Source organism: Mesorhizobium sp. M4B.F.Ca.ET.017.02.2.1 (assembly GCF_003998955.1).
Lineage (GTDB): Bacteria > Pseudomonadota > Alphaproteobacteria > Rhizobiales > Rhizobiaceae > Mesorhizobium > Mesorhizobium abyssinicae.
Window position 1 is genome coordinate 1 of sequence record NZ_RZOF01000077.1, and the last position, 20,417, is coordinate 20,417.

Genomic DNA, 20,417 nt, shown 5'->3' on the forward strand with positions numbered 1-20,417 from the left:
GGGTACATCAGCGAGATGACGAGGTCCGGCGCGCCGGCGATGTTGCGCAACTGCGACTTCTGCTCGAACAGATTGCCGGCAAGCGAGGCAAATCTCTGCTGGCCCAGATACGGCTCGGTGACGATGGCCGATACCAGGCCCTGGGTGAGCTGAAGATTGCCGTTGATGTTGCCCTCGAGCTTGGCCCGGATGATGTTGACCTTGGCCAGGACATCGGCGCGCGCCAGCTGATCGGAGACCTTCCTGTTCTGCTGGTCGGCAACGACGGCGCAGACCAAAAGCACGACGAACGCTATCGCCGCCGGCAAGTTGGCGGGGGAAAAAACGGCCTGCCTGACGCGGCCTATGCTGAAATCCGTTCTGGCCAATTCGACCCAAATGCCTTTCGTGGACGATAGCCCATCGGTCGAACTTAGTAGAAAGTGCTTAAATTTAGACTTCCATGCAGGCCAGAAGTTTCAGTATTGGCCTATCGTGACGCAGGTCATACGGATATTTCCCCGTGCCCCGCCAAAGGCCCGTGGCTGCGGAAATGCGGCGCATACTGACGGAAAGTCCTGTCGGTCAGTCGAGCCCGGCGACGCGCAGTCCCTCGATATAGCGGGCGCGATCCTTGTCGTGGACGATGGGGTGGTATTTCTCGACCCAATCCACGGACACGGAAGGATGCAGGCGCCGTGCCTGCGACAGGGCATGGATCGCGGCGGCGTGATCGCCCGCCATGCCGGCCGAAGCGGCGTATGTACGCCAGGCGGTGCCGAAATTCTGCCTGAGATCCACCGCCCGCCGTTCGAAATCGGCGGCCTCTGCATAACGCCCGGCCATGAAATGACAGAGCCCGGCGACGGAAAGGCTGCCGGCCTGCGTGAAGTCGCGTGGGCTTAGCCGGTCGGCCAGGGCGACTTGGTGCAGGCCGTCGTCTGGCATGCCCGCATAGGCATAGGTCGATCCAAGGATCATGTGCGCGTAGGCGAGGCTCGGATTGAGGGTGATCGCCTCGGACAGGGCCTTCACGGCTGGCTCGAAGCGACGCGACGCCATATGCACGAAGCCGGTGGCGAAGTGCGTCCAGGGGTCCTCCGGGTCGCTGCGGATCGCCCGTTGCGCCATGTCGTGGGCGGTCGGCAAGGCGACTTCGGCGTCGGCCAGCCCAAGCATCGCCTTTGCGGCCAGGCCCCAGGCAATCAGGCAGTTGGCGCGCGGATAGTCGGGATCGATGTCGATGGCCTTTTTCAACAGCCGCTCAGCGATCTCGAAATCCGGCACGGAAGCCCAGGTCCAGACATAGGGCATCGCTTTCATAACAAACCCCCAGGCGTCGAGATTGCCGGGCAACCGGCCCTGGAAACGCTCGTGCTCGGCCACATAGAGCCTCGGCTCGATGGCGCCGATCACGCTTTCGGAGATCTCGTCCTGCAGCGCGAAGAAATCGGCGATCTCGGCATCGTAGCGCTGCACCCAGATCTGGCGCCCGGTATCGGCGTCGCTCACCCTGGCATTGATCCTGAGCCGCTGCCCGGAACGGCGCACGCTTCCGTCGAGCACATAGCGCACGCCGAGTTCGCGCCCGATCTGCTTCACGTCGACCGCCTTGCCCCCATAGGTGAACGATGAATTGCGGGCCGAGACGAACAGCCAGCGCAGCCGTGCAAGCCGGGTGATGATGTCTTCGGCGAGGCCATCGCCAAAATACTGCTGCTCGGCATCGTCGCTGAGATTGGCAAAAGGCAGCACGGCGATGGATGGCCCGGCCGCCGCGCTCTCGGATGGCGGCGCGGCCCTGTCGAGGCAATCCACCACGCCAGCGAAGCGGTAGCCGATCCGCGGGATGGTCGCGATCCATTCGCCGTCATCTGGCCCTGACCCAAGCAGTCTCCGCAGCGATGCGATCTGTACGGAGAGGTTGCTTTCCTCGATCGCCGCATGCGGCCACGCCGCATTCATCAGCTCGGTCTTGGACCGCACTTCGCCGGGCCGCTCCACGAGTGCGGCCAAGAGCAGCACGCCGCGATAACCGACGGCAACGGGCATGCCTTGCCGGAGCAGCGTTCCCGCCTCCGGGTTGAGCTCGAACGGGCCGAAGACGAACCGTTTCCCCACCATGGCGCAAACTAGCATCTTTTCGGAGCTTTTCGGAACTATTCGGCCGCGCGCCAGGGACGAAAACCGTCGGTCCGGCTCATTCTGTCACTGCGTTTCGAGACAGGAGAGCCGCAATGTCCGCCATTGTTTTCCACCCTATCGGGTTTGAGACGGAGACCGAGCAAACGGTTCCAGTGAGCAACAAGCGCCCACGCGAAGAAGAATTCCGCGCCGCCCTCGACCGCTATATGGCGGACTACATCACTCACCAGAAACGCTGCGCCGAGGCCAGGAATTCGTCCGAATAGATGCGAAACTGTCCGTGGCCGCTGAGCGCCGCGCCTACTTGCCCGCCATGTGATCGGCGAGTTCCTGCGCGTGGGCAAGCAGGGCCGGGAAGGCCGGGTCGCCGGGCAGGTGCTCGCCCAGGCAGGCGCGGTAGTCGCCGTCGCCTTTTTCCCAGGCGGCGTTGGCGGCATCGTAGGCCTTTTCGTCCTTGAGCTCCGAAGCCTGGTAGGCCTCCTGGAATTTCTGGGCGGCGGCGTCGGCCGCGGTCCACAAGGCATCGCAGGCCGCGATCTTCGGGACGGGCGGTGCGGCAGGCGCCTCGGCGATCAGCACGCGATCGCCCTTGACCAGCGTGACGATGACCTGCTGGTCGTAGATCGGCCCGACATCCTGGGTCCAGCCGCCAAGCCGCGCGAACGCCATGTCGGCGCCTTCCGGTTTCTTCAGCGGAAAGTCGAGCGTGCTGACGAAGGCGGCGTCGGCGCCGATGGCCTGGGTGTAGAAGGCGTCGAGCTTCAGCGCCGCGTCGATGCCGGCCGGCAGCCTGAGGTTCTCATCGGTCTCGTCGGCCCTGGACTTGAGCCACCGCTCGGCAAGCCCGCGCGTCGTCGCGACAAGGCTCGGGCCGTCGTCGCTGGTAGTGTATCTCAGCCCGTCGAGCATGCCGAAACCGATATCGGAGTCGCTCAGGCTCTGCAGATTGATCGTGCCGGCTGCCGGAAAATCCTTTACCGCCAGCGGGCCGAGCAGGGCCGAAAGACGCGTCTGGAGATCGGCCATCGCCTTCGTATTCTGGGCATCGAGCGTTTCCACGGCAGCGTTCGCGCTTTCCTGTGCTGCGATGTCGGAAATCGCCTTGTCGCGCGCGGCGATATAGTCGTCCTCCGGCGAGGCAGCGAGTGCCGCGCTGCCCGCAAGCATGAAGAGAAGTGTCCAGATCAACCGCATGACATAGCCCCCGAGTTAGCGATCAAAAGCCCTTGCGAGCCTTCGCCCGACTTGGCGGCTTTTGCGTGGCGGAAATCAGCGGATCGCCAATTCTTTATCCGGCCTTCCGCTTCTCCACTTCCGCCTTCCTGAGCAGGAACCGCTGGATCTTGCCGCTCGGCGTCTTCGGCAGTTCGGTGACGAACTCGACCTCGCGCGGATAGGCATGCGCCGAGAGCCGTTTCTTCACATGCTGGGCAAGCTCCTCGGCCAGCGCCTCGCTGCCTTTGAAGGCCGACGCCAGCACGACGAAGGCCTTGACGATCTCGGTACGCTGCGGATCGGGCACGCCGACCACCGCCGCCTCGTTGACCGCCGGGTGCTCGATCAGCGCGCTCTCGACGTCGAACGGCCCGATGCGGTAGCCGGCCGAGGTGATGACGTCGTCGGCGCGGCCGATGAAGGAGACCGAACCGTCCGGCTCGTATTCCACCGTGTCGCCGGTGCGGTAATAGCCGCCGGCGATCGCCGGCGTTTCGGCCTGGTGGTAGCCTTCGAACCAGCGCAGCGGCGATTTGGCGATGTCGACGGCGAGGATGCCCGGCTGGTTCGGGCCAAGCTCGTTACCCGCCTCGTCCAGAACCACCATGCGGTAGCCCGGCATGGCAAAACCTGCCGAGCCAGCGCGCACGCTGTGCGCCAGCCCATGATGGTTGTTGACCATCATGCCGTTCTCGGTCTGGCCGTAGTGGTCGTGGATCGGCGCGGCGAGGTTGGCATCGAACCAGCGGATCACTTCCGGGTTGAGCGGCTCGCCGGCGCTGCTCACCACGCGCAGCTTACCTTTGACGCGAGCGGCAGCCGCGGCGCCTTCCGCCATCAGCAGGCGATAGGCGGTGGGCGAGCCGGCAAGGCTGGTAACGCCCAGCCGCTCGATGATGTCGTAGGTGCTCTTGGCGTTGAAGGCGCCCTCGTAGAAGGTGGTGGCGGTGCCGAGCTGCAAGGGGCCGGTGATGGCGTAGTAGAGCCCGTAGGCCCAGCCGGGATCGGCGATGTTCCAGAACACATCCCCGGGCCGCAGCCCGATCGCGTCGCGCATATAGGCGCCGAAGGCGAGCAGGGCGCCGAGCGGCACCGGCACGCCCTTTGGATGGCCGGTCGTGCCGGAGGTCGACATCATCATGAACAGGTCCGAGCCCTTGCGCATCACTGGTTGGCAATCGGGGGAGGCGGCGGCAAGGGCAGTGCGGAAATCGATGTCGCCGGCGGGCAGGGCCTCGCCCGCGCCAAGGATGGTGGCGATACGCGGATGGTTCTCCACCTCGTCGAGCTTGCCGCGATTGGCCGGATTGGTGACCACCAGCTTTGCCTTGCTGTAGCTCAGGCGATGCTCGATCGCTTTCGGCCCGAAAGCGGTGAACAGCGGCTGATAGACCGCGCCGATGCGCCAGGCGCCGAGGATCAGCGCCACCAGCTCGGGAATGCGCGGCAGCATGCCGGCGACGACATCGCCGGGGCCGACGCCAAGCGCCTTCAGCATATTGCCGGCGCGCCCCGACATGTCGGCGAGATCGTCGAAGCTAAACTCGCGCAACTCCCCGCCCGCCGAGATGGCGCGCAGCGCCAGCCGGTATTCGCCGGTGTAGCGGCCGCAGCACTCGACATAGGCATTGATGCCGGTCGCCGGATCGCCATGCAGCCGGGCGACTTCATCCTCGATGCGGAAGCGCTCGACGGCGTCCTCGTAGCGCGGCAGGCCGGCCGCCGCTGGCGTCTTGGTCATCGCAATCCTCCCTCAACGGCTTGCCATCTTTCCATGGCAGGCCGCTCAGTGGAGATTGCCCGAAATCCGCGCCGGGGTCGATTGCGGCGAAAGTCGATCGCCGCTTGGCCTCGCCAGCGCTGGCCTGTAGCATGGCCCGGTGAATGCAGGGAGGGAGGGGCGCGATGCGGCTTGATCGGAATCTCTGTCATTTGAGGACCTGGGCCGCCATCGCCGCGATCGCGCTTTTGCCTTGTGCAGCGTTGGCCGACCCCATCACGCCCGAGCGCATCGCCGCTTCCTTGCCAAAGCTCGAAGCGCTGGCCGAGGCCGCGGTGACGGAGAGTGCCGTCCCCGGTCTGGCCATCGCCGTCGTGCACGGCGACGAGGTGATCTTCCTCAAGGGGTTCGGGCATCGAGAGGCCGGCAAGCCGGAGGCCGTCGACGCCGACACGGTGTTCCAGATCGCTTCGCTGTCCAAACCGGTCTCCGCCACCGTCGTCGCGGCATTGGTCAGCGATGGAGCCGTGTCCTGGAACTCCAAGATCGCCGATCTCGATCCGGCTTTCCGCCTGGCCGAGCCTTATCCGACCAGCGAGCTCACCATCCGCGACCTGTTTTCACACCGCAGCGGCCTACCGGGCACCGCCGGCGACGATCTCGAGGACATCGGCTACGACCGCGCCGAGATCCTGCGCCGCCTGCGCTTCGTGCCGCCGTCGTCGAGCTTTCGCGCCGGCTATTCCTACAGCAACTTCGGGCTGACCGAGGGGGCCGTCGCGGCCGCAATGCCGACAGGCAAGTCCTGGGAGGAGGTCGCCGAGGAAAAACTCTACCGTCCGCTCGGCATGGCCTCGACCAGCTCGCGTCATGCGGATTTCGTCAAGCACGCGAACCGCGCCGCACTCCACGTCAGGGTCGATGGCACCTGGGCCGCGAAGATCAGGCGCGATCCGGATGCGCAGGCGCCCGCCGGCGGCGTCAGCTCCACCGCGCGCGATCTCGCGCAATGGGTGCGCCTGCTGCTGGGCGACGGGGTCTATGCCGGCAAGACGCTGATTGCCGCCGATGCGCTGGACCAGACGCATGTGCCGCTGATGACGCGCGGCAAGAACCCGGTGTCCGGCGGCGAGTCCTTCTACGGCCTCGGCTGGAACGTCGAATTCGGCCGGCACGGTTTGAGCTGGGGCCATGCCGGCGCCTTCAGCGTCGGGGCGCGTACCCTGGTGACGATCTTCCCGAAGGAGAAACTTGGCATCGTCATCCTCGCCAACGCTTTTCCGACCGGCGTCCCCGAAGGGCTGTCCGACAGCTTCGCCGATCTCGCCTTCGACGGTTCGGTCGAGAAGGATTGGGTCAAGGCATGGGACGCGATCTATTCCGGCATGTTCGGTCCGGTGGTCGAGGCGGCCAAGGCCACCTTTGCCGTCCCGCCGTCGCCCTCGAGGCCGGCTCGACCGGCCAGCGCCTATGCCGGCCGCTACGCCAACGACTTCATCGGCGAAGCGGACGTGTCGAGTGCGGGAGACAGCCTTGTCCTCAAGGTCGGGCCGGCCGACGCCCGGTCCTATTCCCTGACGCATTTCGACAACGACCTGTTCCTGACCTACCCCGATGCCGAGATGCCGGACAGGCCGACGGGCGTCAGCTTTGCCGTCGGCCCCGACGGCAAGGCATCGGCGATCACCATCGGGTTTCTCGACGACAATCATCTCGGCACGCTGCGGAGGGTGGGCGACTAGATTGGCCGAGACAGGTCATCCTCGTCGGTGTGCCTGTTCACGCCGGGTCGCGAAGCAATCGCGGACTGTTGGTTCACCGTGTTGATGCACGTCGCAGCGGTAGCAAGCACCTTTGCGCTTGCCTTGAAGGCATTCTATTTTGCAGGGTGGTAGCGGCTCGTGGGCATAAAATGTCGGTACTGCCTTTCCTGAGAATTTACGCGCCGCTCAACGCGGTGCTGGCTGCGCCTGGGCTTCTGGCGGTGGCAGCGCTCACGATACCCGACATGTCCGGACGCAGCAGACTGGCCCTGGCTGCCGTGCTCGCTGTCATTTGGGGCGCCTATCTTCTGCAACTGGCTGGGACGCTGCTCAAGCGCCGGGCGGGAGACGTGCGGAACAGGACGCCCGAAATCGCCATCGATGTGCTCGCGGTCTTGGTTCCACTCGCCGCATTTCTGCTCGTCCGTACGCCCGACCGCAGCCTCTACTGTGCTGTTTGGCTGCTGAAACCCCTGCGCGACTCGACTTTCTTCCCGGTGCTGGGCAGGGTGCTGGCCAACGAAGCGCGCAATCTGATCGGCGTCACCACGCTCTTCGGCGTCGTTCTGTTCGGCGTCGCGCTCGCGGCCTATATCATCGAGCGCGACATCCAACCGGAAAAGTTCGGCAGCATCCCCCAGGCAATGTGGTGGGCGGTGGTTACGCTGTCCACCACCGGCTACGGCGACGAGATTCCGCAAAGCTTCGCCGGCCGCGTCCTTGCCGGGTTGGTCATGATGAGTGGCATCGGTATCTTCGCGCTCTGGGCCGGCATTCTTGCCACCGGCTTCTATCAGGAAGTCCGTCGCGAGGATTTCGTCCGCAATTGGCGATTGGTCGCCGCCGTGCCGTTGTTTCAGAAACTCGGCCCGGCCGTGCTGATCGAGATCGTGCGCGCGTTGAGACCGCGCACGGTGCCCGCGGGCGCCGTGATCTGCCGCATCGGCGAGCCTGGTGATCAGATGTTCTTCGTCGCGGAGGGGCGCGTCAGCGTCGCGACGCCGAGCCCGGTGGAGCTTGGCCCTGGCGCCTTCTTCGGCGAGATGGCGCTGATCAGCGGCGAACCGCGTATGGCAACCGTCAGCGCCGCAACGGCGGTCTCGCTCCTGTCGCTGCACTCGGCGGATTTCCAGATGCTGTGCAGCAGCAGCCCGGAGATCGCGGAGATCATCCGCAAGACCGCGCTCGAGCGGCGCGGCGCGGCACCGATGGCTTGACCGCAGCTGGTGTGCAGTCCCGGACTGTTTCATCGATCCTGAGTCCTCACGAAGAGGATGCGACGGGAAGGTTGCCAATTGCATGCCGATGCAGATCCTTGCTGCGACACGTAGTATTGGCTTCAACGTGGGAGCAGCAGGGAGGAGACCTTGACGCGAGGCGCGAAAAAGCATCGCAAATACGGCTGATTGGTTATGACGTATGTATTCTCGCAGATGTGGTATTGGCCGTCCGGGGATTCCTGGACGCGCTCGCGCGGAATGTTGAAGCCATGCGGCAGGTAGGTGTATCCGCCGTCGGTCCTTGACCGAACCGAGGACTGAGGTATGGCGCGGCAATCATGACCACCGCAACACTTGAATTTCGTCAGCGGGTCAATCTTGTCTTCGTACCAGTCATGCGCGTTGGCGCCCGTCGTGGCGGCGATGCATATTGCCGAGAAGATGAGCCGTCGCATGGCGTTCCTCACGCATTCGGCGGGCGCTGCTCGCTCGCGCGTCCATGTGCAGGTGACGCTTCACTGAAAATAGCATGCCCCCGCCGGTCGTCCACTCACGACGCCTGCCCGTAGCGGAGCAGTTTGAAGCAATCGCCGCTGCCCGACTTCGTCTGCGCCAGCAGCGGCTTCGATCGCTCGATCCATTCCTGCTGCGACCTTGCATCGGCCTCGATGGCCTCGACCGGGGCAAGGGCGACGAAGCCCTTGCCCTTGCTGAACAGCCAGCAGGCGCGGGCGAGAAATCGCCTGCTGCGCTGGCGCAGCAGGTCGGCATCGTAGAGGATGTCGAGCATCTCATGCTTGATCTTGCTCTCCTTGTCGGGATTGGCCACGGCAGCCTCGATCGCCTCGCCGCCGATAGCATCCTGCAGATCCTTGTAGTCCAGGGCGAGCTGGGTGGTGGCGTATTTGATCTCGTTCTCGTCGCGCACGATGTTGAACCAAAGCGTCGGATCGAGCTCGTTGACGACGAACGACGTCTCGAAGTCGCGCGACAGGTTCAGGATGTCGAAGTCGCGGACATCGACGTCGCGCTCGACGAGCTGGATCTTGGCGACCTGCTTGCCAAGCTCGGGTCCTTCGGCGCTGATCGCGGCGTTCTTGCCGCCGAGCTCGGGACTGACATAGGCGCCGCCTTCATCCAGCACCTCGTCGAATTCGCCAAGCGTTTCGACGACGGGCGCGCCACGCGCAAGGCGCGCCGCCAATTTTGCCATGACCTGCTGCAGTTCCGTCTCGCGTCTGCGCTGGTCCTGATAATTCTGCTGGAAGAAGAAGATGAACAGCGACACGCCGATGCCGATCAGGATCACGCCCAGCTGCGAAAAGATGTTGCGGTAATATTCCAGCAGCTTTTCACGATGGCGCACGTCGTCGCGCACGCTGTGCGCCACGCGCAGATTGACGATCAGCGACAGGATCAGCAGCCCGGCGCCAACCAGGATGAGGCCGCCGATGAGAAGGTAGCCATGGCCTGCGCTGAAATCCATTGGCTTGCCCCGAAAGCCCAGCCTGCGCAGATTAATACCATTTCGCTCAAATACCTATGGGCAGGGCAGCTTCGTCGCCCGACTTGTACCGCCTACGCCTGTTTGCGCCTGCCCGTTCGCTTCTTCGCGGGCGACCTGGCCGCGGGGCTGGCTGCCTCGACAGCTTGCATGGCAAGCCTGGCCTGCCTCAAGCGTTCGGTCTTTCGCTCGCGTTCGGCCGCTTCACCATCGATGATCTGGCGGGCCGCCCTGGTCGTGGCGTCCTGCTTCGTTTCGATGGCAGTCGGCTTCGGCTTGAATATTCCTTCGGGTACCGGCTGTTGTCGCATATGACGGTCTCCAATGATGAAAAGAAAAAAGGCCGGGCGAAACCCGGCCTCTCCTATGCGCCTCGATGATCGGTGCCAGTACATCCGTGGTCAACGACCAGAAGCGCAATCTCCTTACGCAGCCTGAAGGTTCTCCGCCGAACTCTTGCCGTTGCGGTTGTCCTTCACGATTTCGAAGCTGACCTTCTGTCCCTCGACGAGGGACCGCATGCCGGCGCGCTCGACGGCCGAGATGTGCACGAAAACATCGGGCTGGCCGTTGCCGACCTCGATGAAGCCAAAACCCTTGGTGGCATTGAAGAACTTCACGGTTCCAGTATTCACGACGATATCCTTTCAATCATCCATAGATAAACTGCTCGCCGCACAGCCTGCGCGGCAAACGATTTCAGATCGATTTTGAGAGGAAGATCGCCGAGAGCGCGGATTGCGCCAGAACAAGGTTCAACAAGCAAGATCGATACTTGCAACATAGAGCGTTGTGGGTCCGCGAACAAGGCGTAGTGTGAAAATAATTCTTTTTCTCAAAAAGATAGGCCGGTTTCGGTTTGGCTATTTTCATTCGCCTGGAGTGACTCGGCCACCATGGGCCAGGGGTCGGAGACACCAGCCAGGCTGTCAATCTACCCCAAGCTCGGAAGATGCCCGCAGGGCGGAGAGAGGCGCGAAGGATCGCGGCGATCGACCAACAGCAGCGACAGGCAGTTGACCCGGCCGGCCATACGCTCGATAGCTGCGCGCGAACCGCTACCGAGCAACTCCCCGATGACGACAGACGCCAAATTCAACGACATGAACGCAAGCGATCAGCGCGCCGCCGATCCCGCCTGGCAGGACGATGTCCGCGCCGGCGTGCGCCATGTGCGCGATCTCGCCGCGCTGCCGCTGTCGCCCGCCGAGCGCGCGGCCGCGCAGGAAGCCGCGGTGAACCACAAGGTGCGCATCCCAAAACCCTATCTCGACCTGATCGACTGGAACGACCCAGGCGACCCGATCCGCGCGCAGGTGATCCCGTCGCCGGACGAACTGGTCGAGGCGGAAGGCGAGCTCGACGATCCGATCGCCGACCATGCCTACAGCCCGGTGCCGCGGCTGACGCATCGCCATGCCGACCGGGTGCTTTTGTTCCCGACCTATCAATGCGCGGTCTATTGCCGCTTCTGCTTCCGCAAGGAGTCGCTGACCGCGATCGGCCGCGGCTACACCCGAGAAGCGCTCGAAGAGGCGTTCGCCTACATTGCCGATCACCCTGAGATCCGCGAGGTGATCCTGACCGGCGGCGACCCGCTGTCGCTGCCCGACAAGGCGCTTGGCGAAATCCGCGCCCGCATCGAGGCGATCCCGCATGTGCGGCTGTTGCGCATCCACACCCGCGTGCCTGTCGCGCTGCCCTCGCGCATCACCGCCGGGCTGGTCGGGGCGCTGGACGGCAGGCTGATGGTGACGGTGGTGACGCACTTCAACCACCCGCGCGAGATCACCGACGCCACCGAAGCCGCTTGCCGCCGGCTTAGGCAGGCCGGCTTCGTGCTGCTCAACCAGAGCGTCCTGCTCAAAGGCGTCAACGACAGTGTCGAGGTGCTGGAGGAGCTCTGCCGCGAGCTGATGTACCGGCTCGGCGTCAAGCCCTACTACCTCCACCACGGTGACCTCGCGCGCGGCATGGCGCATCGCCGCACGACCATCGCCGAAGGCCAGGCGCTGGTGAGCGCGCTGCGAGCGCGCCTCTCCGGCATCTGCAACCCGACCTATGTCATCGACCTGCCCGAAGGCGGCGGCAAGGTGCCGCTGGGACCGAGCCACATCGAGGGGTGTGACGGGGAGACCTGGCGCATCCGCGGACACGATGGGAAGGCGACGGCGTACAGGGAGGTGGTGAGGGAGTAAGTTCGCTGGAAGCGCTTGCCTCTGGCTCCTCCGTTGGAACCAGCCTTACGGCTCCGCATTTTATGAGCGGGGGCTGAAGGAAGCGTGGCGTGAAACCTCTGTTGGGAATTCTGGGCGGCTTCGTGCTGACCCTCACGATCTTCGCCAGTGGACTGGCCTTCGCCACCTGGCTGCTGGCCGCCAAACCGGTAGGCGTGGTCGCGCCGAGCCAAAGCGTGGCCGAGCTCTGGACCAGAAACGCCGAGCGGGTCGGCGCGGCCAAGCAGGCTCTCGAGCGCGTTCCCGCCCGCCCGGTTCCGGCCGACCCCAAGCCCGCCGATGCCGCAAAGCCCGAGATCGGGCCCGAGGTGACCGCCTCGATCGAGCCGCCGGCGGACGACGGTCAAGCTCCTGGCGAGGCGCCGGCCGCAGCCGCGGAAGGCGCGGAGGCCACGATGGACTTGCCGGCCTCCCATGTCGAATGGTGCGAAAGCCGCTACCGCTCCTATCGCCTCGACGACAATAGCTACAGGTCCTACAGCGGCGAGCAGCGCCCCTGCATCTCGCCCTATCTCGATGCCGGCGCCGCCGACCAGGGTTACGTCAAGGTGCGGGACACTTCCATGAAGGCCGCCGCGATGGATGGCTTCGCCACCACCTACCAGGGCTGGCCGGGCGACGACACGTCGGGCGAGGGCGCGTCAGCCGGGGTTTCCGCCGACCATATCGACTATTGCTTCAGCCGCTACCGCTCCTACCGCCCGGAAGACAACAGCTACCAGCCCTACGACGGCGGCCCGCGCCAGCAGTGCGAGTAAGCGCCCCGCTAATCCAGCACCCTCTCGTCGATCTCGTCGATGCTTCTCGTCCCGGTCAGCGCCATGGTGACGGATAGCTCCTTGCGCAGGATCTCGATGGCCGTCGCCACACCGGCCTCGCCGCCGGCGCCGAGGCCGTAGATATAGGCCCGTCCGACCAGGCAGCCGCTGGCGCCGCGGGCGAGGGCCCGCATCACGTCCTGGCCCGAGCGCACGCCGCCATCGAACAGCACCTCGGTTTCTGAGCCGACCGCCTCGACGATCCGCGGCAGCTTGGAGATCGTCGACGGCGCGCCGTCCAACTGGCGGCCGCCATGGTTGGACACCACGATGGCGCTTGCGCCGGCCTTGCTGGCGGTGCGTGCGTCCTCGGCGTCGAGGATGCCCTTGATGATGAGCTTGCCCGGCCAGATGCTCCGGATCCATTCGACGTCGCTCCAGTTGAGCGTCGCGTCAAACTGGTGCGACACCCAGTCGGCCAGTTCCTTGACGCCCCGCTCGCCTTTCACATGGCCGGCGAGATTACCGAAGGTCCAGCGCCTGGCGCTGAGCATGCGCCAGGCCCAGCCCGGCCTCGCCGCCATGTCGAGGATGTTGCGCAGCTTCAGCGACGGCGGCACCGCAAGCCCGTTCCTGATGTCGGCGTGGCGTTGGCCCAGCACCTGCAGGTCGACGGTGAGCACCAGCGCGCCGCAGCGGGCGGCGATGGCGCGCTCGACCAGCGAGCGCACGAAGCCGCGATCCTTCATCACATAGAGCTGGAACCAGAATGGTTTTGCGACCGCCTCGGCGACGTCTTCGATCGAGCAGATCGACATCGTGCCGAGCGTATAAGGCACGCCGGCGGTCTGCGCGGCGCGGCAGGCGAGGATTTCGCCATCGGCCCACTGCATGCCGCCTAAGCCGATCGGCGCCAGCGCGATCGGCAGCGCGGCTTTTTCGCCCAACATCGTCGTCGCGGTGTCACGTTGCGCGACATCGACCAGCACCCGTTGGCGGAAGGTGAGCCGCTCGAGATCGGCGCGGTTGGCGCGCAGCGTCTGCTCGGAATAGGCGCCGGCCTCGACATAGTCGAAAAAGGCCTTTGGCACGCGCCGGCGGGCAGCCTGCCTGAGGTCCTCGATGCAGGTCATGCCCTTGAGCGGCGCCGCCGCGGGTGACGCCCTGGCCCGGTCGCGAACCACTGCTGCTTCACTCGATTGTTGGAGTTCGGGTACTGCGGTGATCAGCCTGTCCATCGTCGTCTCCCAACGAATATTAGCCACTGCTGATAGTGCGGGCCCATTGAATGCGCCGTCGCCGGCGATGTAAACTCACTAGCGAGTATACATTCGAGCGCTCCCAGCCCCGTGCCCCGATCGTCCGACCAGACCAGACCAGCGATACTGCAGGCGGCCTACAAGCTGTTTCGCCGCCGCGGGTTCTTCCGCGTCGGCATGGACGAGATCGCGGTCGCCGCCGGCGTCACCAAGAAGACGCTCTACTACCATTTCGACAGCAAGGACGCGCTGCTGACGGCGGTGCTCGCCTCGCAGCACGAGCGCGCCTTCGCCGAGTTCCAGACCTACGGCATCGACCTGTCGGGCGGCGCCGAGCAGCTGATCGACAAGCTGTTCAAGGGACTGGCCACATGGTCGGCCAAGCCGCGCTGGGCGGGATCTGGCTTCACTCGCCTCGCGATCGAGCTCGCCGACCTTAACGGCCATCCCGCGCGCTCTATGGCGCGCAAGCACAAGGCGCTGATGGAACGGCAGCTGGCGAGCCTGCTTGCCGAGGCGAAGGTGCCGTCGCCCGGCGAGCGGGCGCGAGAGCTGTTCCTGCTGGTCGAGGGCGCCATGGTGATGATCCTCGTACACGGCGACCGCGACTACTGCACGGCGGCAGCGGAGGCCGCGAAGCGGCTGGTGATGGGACAGCCGGCAGGTTCCTTGGCGATTGGCGAAATCGATGGAGCGTAATCTCCCCCTTGAGAGGGAGATAATCGGCAGACCAGAGGGGGGGGTGCCTCGCGCCGGCTTCCCAGAGCGCAACGCCCACCACCTCAGCCGGCGATAATCTTCCCCGGATTCATCACATTAGCCGGATCGATCATCTCCTTGATCGCCCTGGCCAGCGCCTGCTTGACCGGGTCGACGTGGCGCTCATAGGCGTCGCGCTTGTCGAGGCCGACGCCGTGCTCGGCCGAGAACGAGCCGCCGCTTGCCTGCAAGCCTTCATAGAGCACGTCCTCGATCGCCTCGTGCAGCGCGTGCGGGACCGGCCCGTCGGTGTTGATCGAGATGTGCAGATTGCCGTCGGCGAGATGGCCGAACACATAGGGCGCGTAAGTCGCGTCGATTGCCTTCAACCCGGCCTCGATGCGCGCCACATAGGCATCGAGCCCGCCCGCCGGCACCGACACGTCGAAGGAAGGCGGCAGATGGTGCATGCGCTCGATCATCTCGGTCTCCTCGCGCAGCCGCCAGATCGCCTCGGCCTGCGCGACCGAGCTGGCGATGAGCCCGTCGACGATGCCGGCTTCCTCCCAGATCGCCGCCAGCCCATCCTCCAGCGCTTCTCGCGCGGCCTCGACGCTGTCGGCGCCGAGCTCGAGCACCAGCAGGCAGGGGGCATCCAGCGGCAACTGGCCGGGCGCGAAGCCGAGCATGCGGTTCATGGCGGCCGCGAAACGCTGCCACAGGATCTCGGCGGCGTTGAGCCGCGTCTGGGTACGCTCCAGGAAATGCCGCACGATGCGCTGCGCGCTGGCCGCGTCCGGCACGCCGACCAGCGCCGTGGCGCTGGCGCCCGCCACCGGATCGAGCCGCAAGGCGACGCGGGTGACGATGCCGAGCATGCCTTCGGCGCCGATGAACAGGTGCTTAAGATCGTAACCGGCGCTGGTCTTCAGCACCCGCGTCAGGTCGGAAAATATGCTGCCGTCGGGCAGCACTGCTTCGAGGCCGAGCACGCGATGGCGCATCGTGCCGTTGCGAAAGGCCATGATGCCGCCGGCATTGGTGGAAACCATGCCGCCGATGGTGCAGGAGCCGCGCGCCGCAAGGTCAATGCCGGGATCGAGCGCATGCGCGGCCGCCGCCTCCTGCAGCACCGAGAGCGGCGTGCCGGCTCCGACGATGGCGACACGCGCGAACGGGTCGATCTCTTCCACCCTGTTCAGGCCGCCGAGGTCGCAGATGATCTGGCCTTCCACAGTCGCAGCGGCCCCCGTCAGGCCGGTGCGCCCGCCCTGGGCGACGAGGCTGAGGCCGCGCGCCGCGCAGAATTTGACCAGCGCCGCGACGCCTGTGGTGTCGACCGGCCGCACCAGCGCGGTGGCGCCGAAATTGCGGGCATCGAAGCCAGGATCGCGGGAGGCGAGCTCGGTGGAGTCCCAGACGGTGGCGTTGGGGCAGGCGGCGCGGAGGGAAGGCAGGAGGGACATGCAGGCTCCAGGGGTTTGGGCGCTCTGACGGCAAATGACCTCACATTCACAACCGCGCTGGGCTGTGATGCGCTGGCCGCTCACACTTGACCGGTGGCTTAGCCAAGTAGAATGCCGACGACAATCATCATCTGAGGCCGAGGCTAGCCCAAATGCCCTTTGAGATGGCGTGTCACAGGCGCTTCGACATAGCTGAAGATGAATACGGCGACGATGGTGACAAGCAGGGGTGTGGCCACCAGGACGAGGACATGAACGACGCGCGAGGTCGGGTCGAGCGACACGATCTTCTCGGACGCACCATTGACGAACTGGTGGCATAGATAGATGGCAAAGGTGCATCTGGCGACGAAATTGACCGACGCCGACCGCACGACATGGCCCGACCGCTCCAGGATCACCGTACCGAACAGCAGCAGCGCTGCCGGCAGGCCAAGCCCGACGAGCCGTGGCAGGTCCGCCCAGAACATCGGCCTCAGCACCACCGCCGCCATGCCGATGCCGAGCGCCAGCAGCGCCCATCCGACGGCGCGATCCTGCGCCGGCCAGCGCTGCTCGCCTCCAAGCGCCTTGTAGATCAGGACGCCGAAGGCGAAGTCGATCAGGATCGGATCGGTGTAGGCCGCAAGCGCCGGGTTCTCCGGCTGGAATATCCTGCCGAGCAGCACGAGCAGGACGACGAAGGCCGAGGCCAGGTAAGCGGCATTGCGACGGCTCACCGCCAGGCAGGCGGCCATGATCAGGCTGAACTGGACGATGATCACCAGCGTCCAGGTAGGATGCAGGATCGGATAAGGTCCATAGGGGATAAACAGCATCGACATCACCAGCTCGCGCACGGTCGGCGTGCCGTAGCCCGTCACCCAGTCCTTGGCGAAGAAGGCCGCCAGCGTAAACAGCCAGTAGAGCGGCAGGATGCGAATGGCCCGGTCGCGCAGATAGGCCGGCGCCGTCCTGCCCGGCCGACTGAGCACATGTGCCGAAAGGAACCCCGACACGACAAGGAACAGGTCGGTTCCGAAGCGCAGCATATCGACGATGGTCGACCCGGCGCCGATGGCGATGAAGACAGGCTCGAGATGGACGTAGACGATGCCATAGGCGGCTATGAGCCTGAGGATCTGGATATTGTTCCAGAACAGCTTTTCCCGCGACGCCGAAATCTGCCTGGTGGTGAGTTCGTATTCCTCGCCGATCCGTGACGAGACCCCCGCCACTCGATTGCTCGCCGTCCCCGGCAGCGGCGAGCCGGGCAGCCGGCCCCGGTCACCATGGAGGGCCGGATAAGCCCGCAGAAGAAGCATGAAGAGCATGCTTGCGGCCAGCGCCGCTAGCCCCAGGGTGACGAATGCGAACACAGCCCTCATCGGGTCAGTCCAGGGTCACGTGCTTTATGCAGCGGCACGTGTTGCTCCGCCGGGTTGCCACACCGTAGCCGGACTCTAGGCGTGTCGCGCCGGGAAAAGAACAGGCGCATAGGTATATACCCATATGCACCGCGCTACCGCTTTCGGATGCTGGATCATCCGGGCATCAACCGATGATTGCGTAGATTCCTGGGATCGTTCGGCCGCGCCGGGCGTTTGAGCAAAAGCTGAAATGGAGGAACCGACAATGGGTGACGATCGGCTGGAGAAGATCAGGCAGCGTGCCTATGAAATCTGGGAACGCGAGGGCCGTTTGTTCGGCAATCACGACCGGCACTGGAGCCAGGCCGAGGCGGAAATCGACCGCGAGGCGGCCTTGCCGCTGACGGCCGATGACGCCCTGCCGGAAACCCGCAAGATCGCCAGCACCGACATACTGACGGTCGAGGAACTGGCCATGCGCACCGGCATAACCGGCGACGAGGCGCAAGAACTGATCGACAGGCTGGGCAGCGACCGCGCCGCGATCGAGGCCGCCGCCCGCAGCCTCAAGGCGAGACGGCGGCTTTAAAGCAATTCCAGGAAAAGTGCGTGGCGGTTTTTCGTCCGGAATAGCGCTTGTCGAAAGCAATTCCAGGAAAATGCGCGGCGGTTTTCCGTCCTGCAACTCAGGAAAAATGAGCGACGGCCTTCCGCCCGCAACTACGCACGAACAAATAGCTTCGGCTTGCTGAGGAAACCGGGAACAGGGTGGCGTCGCTGTGCGTTGATCTCAGCAAGGAGATCAAAAATGTCTATGCCGAAAACGTCTGTGCACAAGGAAGACTACCGGACAAATCGGGCCGACTACCTGATCGCCAAGGCGCCGATCCCCAAAGCGGAGCCGAAACCGAAGAAGAGGTCGTCCCGGCTTGGTGAGCAGCGCCGGCTCTCGGAGGGCCCTTTGGAGACGGTGGCGAGACCGCAACCGCGCCGCTAGCCGCCTTTCGCCGGTGGCCGGCGGGGCCGCCTTGGCCCGTGCTGACCCCGTCCTCTGTTCTGTCGGAACTCTTGGTGCCTTCGCAGGTTCATCCTTCATAACCCCGAAGGAGACCACGCCATGGATCACACCAACCACGTAAGGCTCACCAATGCCGAGCTGACCCCGGCCATCCTCGAAGGCGCGACCATCTACGGCCCTGACGACGAGAAGATCGGCTCCGTCGACCACATGCATGGCAGCCAGGTCGTCATCGACGTCGGCGGCTTCCTTGGCATCGGCGCCAAACCCGTCGCGGTTCCCGCCATGCAGCTCGATTTCATGCGCGACGAAGACGGCGACGTCCACGCCGTCACCTTCTGGACGAAGGACCAGCTCGAGGACATGCCCGAGCACCAGGACTGAAAGAGGGGCCCGGCACGGCCGGGCCTTCCTCTTCGGGAGAAACACGATGATCCGAAAACTCAAATCCGGAAAGTACCGGCTCTATTCGCGCAAGAAGGACGAAAAGACCGGCCGCCGCCGTAACCTCGGCACCTTCGACAGCCGCGAGGCGGCCGAGAAGCACGAGCGGGAGGTGCAGTATTTCAAGCGGCATTGAGCGGGCAAGACCAGGAATTGGCAGGCATGCCGTCAACCTCGATACGCAAGACGGATTACGATCCGGAACGCCGCATCCTCTCGGTATGGTTCGTGGCAAGCGGCAAGCACTATGAGTTTCAGGGTGTTCCGCCGGAGACGTTCGCGGCATTCCGGTCCGCCTTCGCCAAGGGCCGGTATTTCAACGACCACATCCGCAATCGCTTCAGCCACCGTCTCGTGCCCGGCGGCAACGCCGATCCCGAATGACCGCGGCTCCGGCTTCAGTCCGGTTTGTCGTTACGCGCCACCGGGGGACGGGGCGGTTCGTATCCCGTCACCAGCTTCACCTGGTCCAGATCGACCGTCACGACCGGCCGCAGGTTCACCGTCACCTTGCCGGCCTGCTCATCGATGCGCGTGACTTCCCCTATCAGCTCGATGTTCTGGCCGTTCCCTGCCGTGCGGTCGGCTATCGAATGCGGATGCCCATAGGTCGGAATGCTGACGCTTACTCGTTCCTCGTCGATCCGCCGCAGTACGGTGGCATGGATGGCAACCTCGTCGCCGACGCCAACGCCTCTCGCGGGTCGCCTGGTTGTCATGCGTCGATGTCCAGCCGCTCATGTTGGACTGGCTGATGCCAGATCACCTGGCGCAGGTCGCGCATGTCGACCGGCTGGGGGCATCCGAGGCAAAGATAGAAATGACAGGCCGGATATCCGTCCGGAGGATTTCCGCGCCGGGTGCCGGCGTTGGGCGGCCCGAGATCGGAAAGATTCGTCATCCGCGCAGCTTCCTGGCCTCCCGCGCCAGCCTTTTCCGGTCATTGCCGTGCTCGCGTATCAGCGCGCGGACCTCGTCAGGCGTGATGCGGTTCTGCTTGGCGAAATATCTGACCTCGTACTCCTCGTCGGCTGAGACGCGACTCTGGTCGCGGAAGCCGCGGTTGCTTTTGTCGTCGGCCATTGGTTTCTCCCGAGATATCGTTGCTGCGCTCTGGCTAATATAAGCCGGCACCCCGGACTCCGGTTCCATGCGCGGGCCGGTGGTGGCCGGCCAGGCACCCCTTGAGCGGCGGAGCCGTGATCTCCCGCAACAGAACTGGCGACGGCGCGCGACGCACTCTGCAAGCCATCGGCGACAACATAATGGGCATCACCTTGCGGGCCGGGCTTCAGCCCTGTTTGTCGTAGCCGGCGGTAACCTCGCCCTTGTGTGCGGCGAAGGCTTCAAGCACCTCGGTCTTCTCGGCCTTCGGAACCTTGAAGTGATCGAGCGTCCGCCCGAGTTCGGCCGCGACCTCATCGAACTCCGCCGGCGAGATCCGCAGGTCGCGATGGGCTTCCTCGAGGCCGATCGGCGTCGTGCCGGGCTTGGTGGCCACGAACTTGAGCGGGCCGCCGGAAACGTCGCAGACCCACAGCGTGCGCATGAATTTGAGGCCGGGCAGCCGTTCGAGGTTCTTGGTGTGCCATTTCCGCAGCTGCGCATTCTTGGATTTCTGGCCGACGATCGGGTTCTTCA

At 64.9% G+C, this 20,417-nt stretch carries 24 protein-coding genes and 2 pseudogenes; 12 read left to right on the forward strand and 14 right to left on the reverse strand.

Annotated elements, in window-relative coordinates; translation table 11 throughout:
* Both EN738_RS12305 and EN738_RS12310 read right to left on the reverse strand, forming a co-directional pair.
* Positions 1-368: pseudogene (locus EN738_RS12305) on the reverse strand (bifunctional diguanylate cyclase/phosphodiesterase); the annotation flags it as partial.
* Between the two features lie 196 nt (positions 369-564).
* Positions 565-2,103 carry a FlgO family outer membrane protein gene (locus tag EN738_RS12310; protein WP_189605813.1) on the reverse strand — a complete coding sequence of 513 codons (1,539 nt, stop codon included), beginning with the start codon at positions 2,101-2,103 and terminating at the stop codon, positions 565-567.
* 113 nt (positions 2,104-2,216) lie between these two features.
* Here EN738_RS12310 and EN738_RS35435 point away from each other — a divergent pair, with 113 nt between their 5' ends.
* Positions 2,217-2,390 carry a hypothetical protein gene (locus EN738_RS35435; RefSeq protein WP_189556646.1) on the forward strand — a complete coding sequence of 58 codons (174 nt, stop codon included), beginning with the start codon at positions 2,217-2,219 and terminating at the stop codon, positions 2,388-2,390.
* A gap of 34 nt (positions 2,391-2,424) precedes the next feature.
* Here EN738_RS35435 and EN738_RS12315 read toward each other — a convergent pair whose 3' ends face one another.
* Both EN738_RS12315 and EN738_RS12320 read right to left on the reverse strand, forming a co-directional pair.
* Positions 2,425-3,291: a hypothetical protein gene (locus EN738_RS12315; protein WP_245494489.1), complete on the reverse strand. Its 867-nt coding sequence runs from the start codon at positions 3,289-3,291 to the stop codon at positions 2,425-2,427.
* A 121-nt stretch (positions 3,292-3,412) separates the two neighbouring features.
* Positions 3,413-5,080, reverse strand: a complete 1,668-nt coding sequence (locus EN738_RS12320) for an acyl-CoA synthetase (protein WP_127283912.1) — start codon at positions 5,078-5,080, stop codon at positions 3,413-3,415.
* A 164-nt stretch (positions 5,081-5,244) separates the two neighbouring features.
* Here EN738_RS12320 and EN738_RS12325 point away from each other — a divergent pair, with 164 nt between their 5' ends.
* Together EN738_RS12325 and EN738_RS12330 are read left to right on the forward strand one after the other, a co-directional pair.
* A complete protein-coding gene (locus tag EN738_RS12325; RefSeq protein ID WP_127283913.1) occupies positions 5,245-6,801 on the forward strand; it encodes a serine hydrolase in 1,557 nt (518 codons plus the stop codon).
* 170 nt (positions 6,802-6,971) lie between these two features.
* Positions 6,972-8,039: a cyclic nucleotide-gated potassium channel gene (locus EN738_RS12330; RefSeq protein ID WP_127283914.1), complete on the forward strand. Its 1,068-nt coding sequence runs from the start codon at positions 6,972-6,974 to the stop codon at positions 8,037-8,039.
* A gap of 122 nt (positions 8,040-8,161) precedes the next feature.
* Here the strand turns inward: EN738_RS12330 and EN738_RS12335 are convergent, their stop codons facing one another.
* Together EN738_RS12335 and EN738_RS12340 are read right to left on the reverse strand one after the other, a co-directional pair.
* Positions 8,162-8,497: a hypothetical protein gene (locus EN738_RS12335; RefSeq protein ID WP_127283915.1), complete on the reverse strand. Its 336-nt coding sequence runs from the start codon at positions 8,495-8,497 to the stop codon at positions 8,162-8,164.
* Positions 8,498-8,592: 95 nt separating this feature from the next.
* Entirely contained in the window at positions 8,593-9,528 is a 936-nt protein-coding gene (locus EN738_RS12340; protein ID WP_127283916.1) for a hypothetical protein, read from the reverse strand.
* A 164-nt stretch (positions 9,529-9,692) separates the two neighbouring features.
* Between EN738_RS12340 and EN738_RS35440 the strand changes: the two genes are divergently transcribed.
* Complete coding sequence (locus EN738_RS35440; RefSeq protein WP_189340710.1) at positions 9,693-9,926, forward strand: hypothetical protein; 234 nt, start codon at positions 9,693-9,695, stop codon at positions 9,924-9,926.
* A gap of 45 nt (positions 9,927-9,971) precedes the next feature.
* On the opposite strand, the gene EN738_RS12350 is transcribed toward EN738_RS35440, so the two are convergent.
* Positions 9,972-10,181, reverse strand: a complete 210-nt coding sequence (locus EN738_RS12350; protein WP_127283918.1) for a cold-shock protein — start codon at positions 10,179-10,181, stop codon at positions 9,972-9,974.
* 468 nt (positions 10,182-10,649) lie between these two features.
* On the opposite strand from EN738_RS12350, the gene EN738_RS12355 reads away from it, so the two are divergent.
* Together EN738_RS12355 and EN738_RS12360 are read left to right on the forward strand one after the other, a co-directional pair.
* The gene (locus tag EN738_RS12355; RefSeq protein WP_245478491.1) at positions 10,650-11,744 is read left to right on the forward strand and encodes a KamA family radical SAM protein; all 1,095 of its coding nucleotides are present in this window, start codon (positions 10,650-10,652) and stop codon (positions 11,742-11,744) included.
* Positions 11,745-11,833: 89 nt separating this feature from the next.
* Entirely contained in the window at positions 11,834-12,541 is a 708-nt protein-coding gene (locus EN738_RS12360) for a BA14K family protein (protein WP_127283920.1), read from the forward strand.
* A gap of 8 nt (positions 12,542-12,549) precedes the next feature.
* Here the strand turns inward: EN738_RS12360 and EN738_RS12365 are convergent, their stop codons facing one another.
* Positions 12,550-13,674 (reverse strand): alpha-hydroxy acid oxidase, encoded by a 1,125-nt coding sequence (locus EN738_RS12365; RefSeq protein WP_245494496.1) that lies wholly within the window; start codon positions 13,672-13,674, stop codon positions 12,550-12,552.
* 216 nt (positions 13,675-13,890) lie between these two features.
* On the opposite strand from EN738_RS12365, the gene EN738_RS12370 reads away from it, so the two are divergent.
* Positions 13,891-14,499 carry a TetR/AcrR family transcriptional regulator gene (locus tag EN738_RS12370; RefSeq protein ID WP_189340697.1) on the forward strand — a complete coding sequence of 203 codons (609 nt, stop codon included), beginning with the start codon at positions 13,891-13,893 and terminating at the stop codon, positions 14,497-14,499.
* Positions 14,500-14,582: 83 nt separating this feature from the next.
* Here the strand turns inward: EN738_RS12370 and EN738_RS12375 are convergent, their stop codons facing one another.
* Together EN738_RS12375 and EN738_RS12380 are read right to left on the reverse strand one after the other, a co-directional pair.
* Positions 14,583-15,965 carry an FAD-binding oxidoreductase gene (locus EN738_RS12375; protein ID WP_189605815.1) on the reverse strand — a complete coding sequence of 461 codons (1,383 nt, stop codon included), beginning with the start codon at positions 15,963-15,965 and terminating at the stop codon, positions 14,583-14,585.
* A 143-nt stretch (positions 15,966-16,108) separates the two neighbouring features.
* Complete coding sequence (locus EN738_RS12380) at positions 16,109-17,332, reverse strand: acyltransferase (protein WP_127283924.1); 1,224 nt, start codon at positions 17,330-17,332, stop codon at positions 16,109-16,111.
* A 247-nt stretch (positions 17,333-17,579) separates the two neighbouring features.
* Between EN738_RS12380 and EN738_RS12385 the strand changes: the two genes are divergently transcribed.
* The 5 genes from EN738_RS12385 (at position 17,580) to EN738_RS12405 (ending at position 19,160) form a co-directional block, all read left to right on the forward strand.
* Positions 17,580-17,903, forward strand: a complete 324-nt coding sequence (locus tag EN738_RS12385; RefSeq protein WP_127283925.1) for a DUF2934 domain-containing protein — start codon at positions 17,580-17,582, stop codon at positions 17,901-17,903.
* Between the two features lie 219 nt (positions 17,904-18,122).
* On the forward strand, positions 18,123-18,311 hold the full coding sequence (locus EN738_RS12390; protein WP_127283926.1) for a hypothetical protein: 189 nt from the start codon (positions 18,123-18,125) through the stop codon (positions 18,309-18,311).
* 120 nt (positions 18,312-18,431) lie between these two features.
* Positions 18,432-18,716 (forward strand): PRC-barrel domain containing protein, encoded by a 285-nt coding sequence (locus EN738_RS12395; RefSeq protein WP_127283927.1) that lies wholly within the window; start codon positions 18,432-18,434, stop codon positions 18,714-18,716.
* A gap of 46 nt (positions 18,717-18,762) precedes the next feature.
* Positions 18,763-18,912 (forward strand): hypothetical protein, encoded by a 150-nt coding sequence (locus EN738_RS12400; protein WP_127283928.1) that lies wholly within the window; start codon positions 18,763-18,765, stop codon positions 18,910-18,912.
* Between the two features lie 26 nt (positions 18,913-18,938).
* Entirely contained in the window at positions 18,939-19,160 is a 222-nt protein-coding gene (locus EN738_RS12405) for a KTSC domain-containing protein (RefSeq protein ID WP_127283929.1), read from the forward strand.
* Positions 19,161-19,174: 14 nt separating this feature from the next.
* Here the strand turns inward: EN738_RS12405 and EN738_RS12410 are convergent, their stop codons facing one another.
* From EN738_RS12410 to EN738_RS12425, 4 genes and pseudogenes are all read right to left on the reverse strand, one after another.
* Positions 19,175-19,495, reverse strand: a complete 321-nt coding sequence (locus tag EN738_RS12410; RefSeq protein WP_127283930.1) for a hypothetical protein — start codon at positions 19,493-19,495, stop codon at positions 19,175-19,177.
* Positions 19,492-19,677, reverse strand: a complete 186-nt coding sequence (locus EN738_RS12415) for a hypothetical protein (RefSeq protein WP_127283931.1) — start codon at positions 19,675-19,677, stop codon at positions 19,492-19,494. The genes EN738_RS12410 and EN738_RS12415 overlap by 4 nt, the downstream gene beginning before the upstream one ends.
* On the reverse strand, positions 19,674-19,859 hold the full coding sequence (locus EN738_RS12420) for a DUF3606 domain-containing protein (RefSeq protein WP_127283932.1): 186 nt from the start codon (positions 19,857-19,859) through the stop codon (positions 19,674-19,676). Before EN738_RS12420 ends, EN738_RS12415 begins: the two co-directional genes overlap by 4 nt.
* Positions 19,860-20,067: 208 nt before the next feature.
* A pseudogene (locus tag EN738_RS12425) lies at positions 20,068-20,417 on the reverse strand (group 1 truncated hemoglobin); the annotation flags it as partial.

Excerpts from the sequence above, each read along its gene's own strand:
- EN738_RS12395 (WP_127283927.1), top strand. The coding sequence starts at position 18,432 with ATGGATCACACCAACCACGTAAGGCTCACCAATGCCGAGCTGACCCCG.
- EN738_RS12315 (WP_245494489.1), bottom strand. The coding sequence starts at position 3,291 with ATGCTTGCGGGCAGCGCGGCACTCGCTGCCTCGCCGGAGGACGACTAT.
- EN738_RS12335 (WP_127283915.1), bottom strand. The coding sequence starts at position 8,497 with ATGCGACGGCTCATCTTCTCGGCAATATGCATCGCCGCCACGACGGGC.
- EN738_RS12380 (WP_127283924.1), bottom strand. The coding sequence starts at position 17,332 with ATGAGGGCTGTGTTCGCATTCGTCACCCTGGGGCTAGCGGCGCTGGCC.
- EN738_RS12355 (WP_245478491.1), top strand. The coding sequence starts at position 10,650 with ATGAACGCAAGCGATCAGCGCGCCGCCGATCCCGCCTGGCAGGACGAT.
- EN738_RS12325 (WP_127283913.1), top strand. The coding sequence starts at position 5,245 with ATGCGGCTTGATCGGAATCTCTGTCATTTGAGGACCTGGGCCGCCATC.
- EN738_RS35435 (WP_189556646.1), top strand. The coding sequence starts at position 2,217 with ATGTCCGCCATTGTTTTCCACCCTATCGGGTTTGAGACGGAGACCGAG.
- EN738_RS12400 (WP_127283928.1), top strand. The coding sequence starts at position 18,763 with ATGATCCGAAAACTCAAATCCGGAAAGTACCGGCTCTATTCGCGCAAG.
- EN738_RS12420 (WP_127283932.1), bottom strand. The coding sequence starts at position 19,859 with ATGGCCGACGACAAAAGCAACCGCGGCTTCCGCGACCAGAGTCGCGTC.
- EN738_RS12340 (WP_127283916.1), bottom strand. The coding sequence starts at position 9,528 with ATGGATTTCAGCGCAGGCCATGGCTACCTTCTCATCGGCGGCCTCATC.
- EN738_RS12415 (WP_127283931.1), bottom strand. The coding sequence starts at position 19,677 with ATGACGAATCTTTCCGATCTCGGGCCGCCCAACGCCGGCACCCGGCGC.
- EN738_RS12310 (WP_189605813.1), bottom strand. The coding sequence starts at position 2,103 with ATGGTGGGGAAACGGTTCGTCTTCGGCCCGTTCGAGCTCAACCCGGAG.
- EN738_RS12390 (WP_127283926.1), top strand. The coding sequence starts at position 18,123 with ATGTCTATGCCGAAAACGTCTGTGCACAAGGAAGACTACCGGACAAAT.
- EN738_RS12320 (WP_127283912.1), bottom strand. The coding sequence starts at position 5,080 with ATGACCAAGACGCCAGCGGCGGCCGGCCTGCCGCGCTACGAGGACGCC.
- EN738_RS12385 (WP_127283925.1), top strand. The coding sequence starts at position 17,580 with ATGGGTGACGATCGGCTGGAGAAGATCAGGCAGCGTGCCTATGAAATC.
- EN738_RS12365 (WP_245494496.1), bottom strand. The coding sequence starts at position 13,674 with ATGACCTGCATCGAGGACCTCAGGCAGGCTGCCCGCCGGCGCGTGCCA.
- EN738_RS12375 (WP_189605815.1), bottom strand. The coding sequence starts at position 15,965 with ATGTCCCTCCTGCCTTCCCTCCGCGCCGCCTGCCCCAACGCCACCGTC.
- EN738_RS12410 (WP_127283930.1), bottom strand. The coding sequence starts at position 19,495 with ATGACAACCAGGCGACCCGCGAGAGGCGTTGGCGTCGGCGACGAGGTT.
- EN738_RS12330 (WP_127283914.1), top strand. The coding sequence starts at position 6,972 with ATGTCGGTACTGCCTTTCCTGAGAATTTACGCGCCGCTCAACGCGGTG.
- EN738_RS12405 (WP_127283929.1), top strand. The coding sequence starts at position 18,939 with ATGCCGTCAACCTCGATACGCAAGACGGATTACGATCCGGAACGCCGC.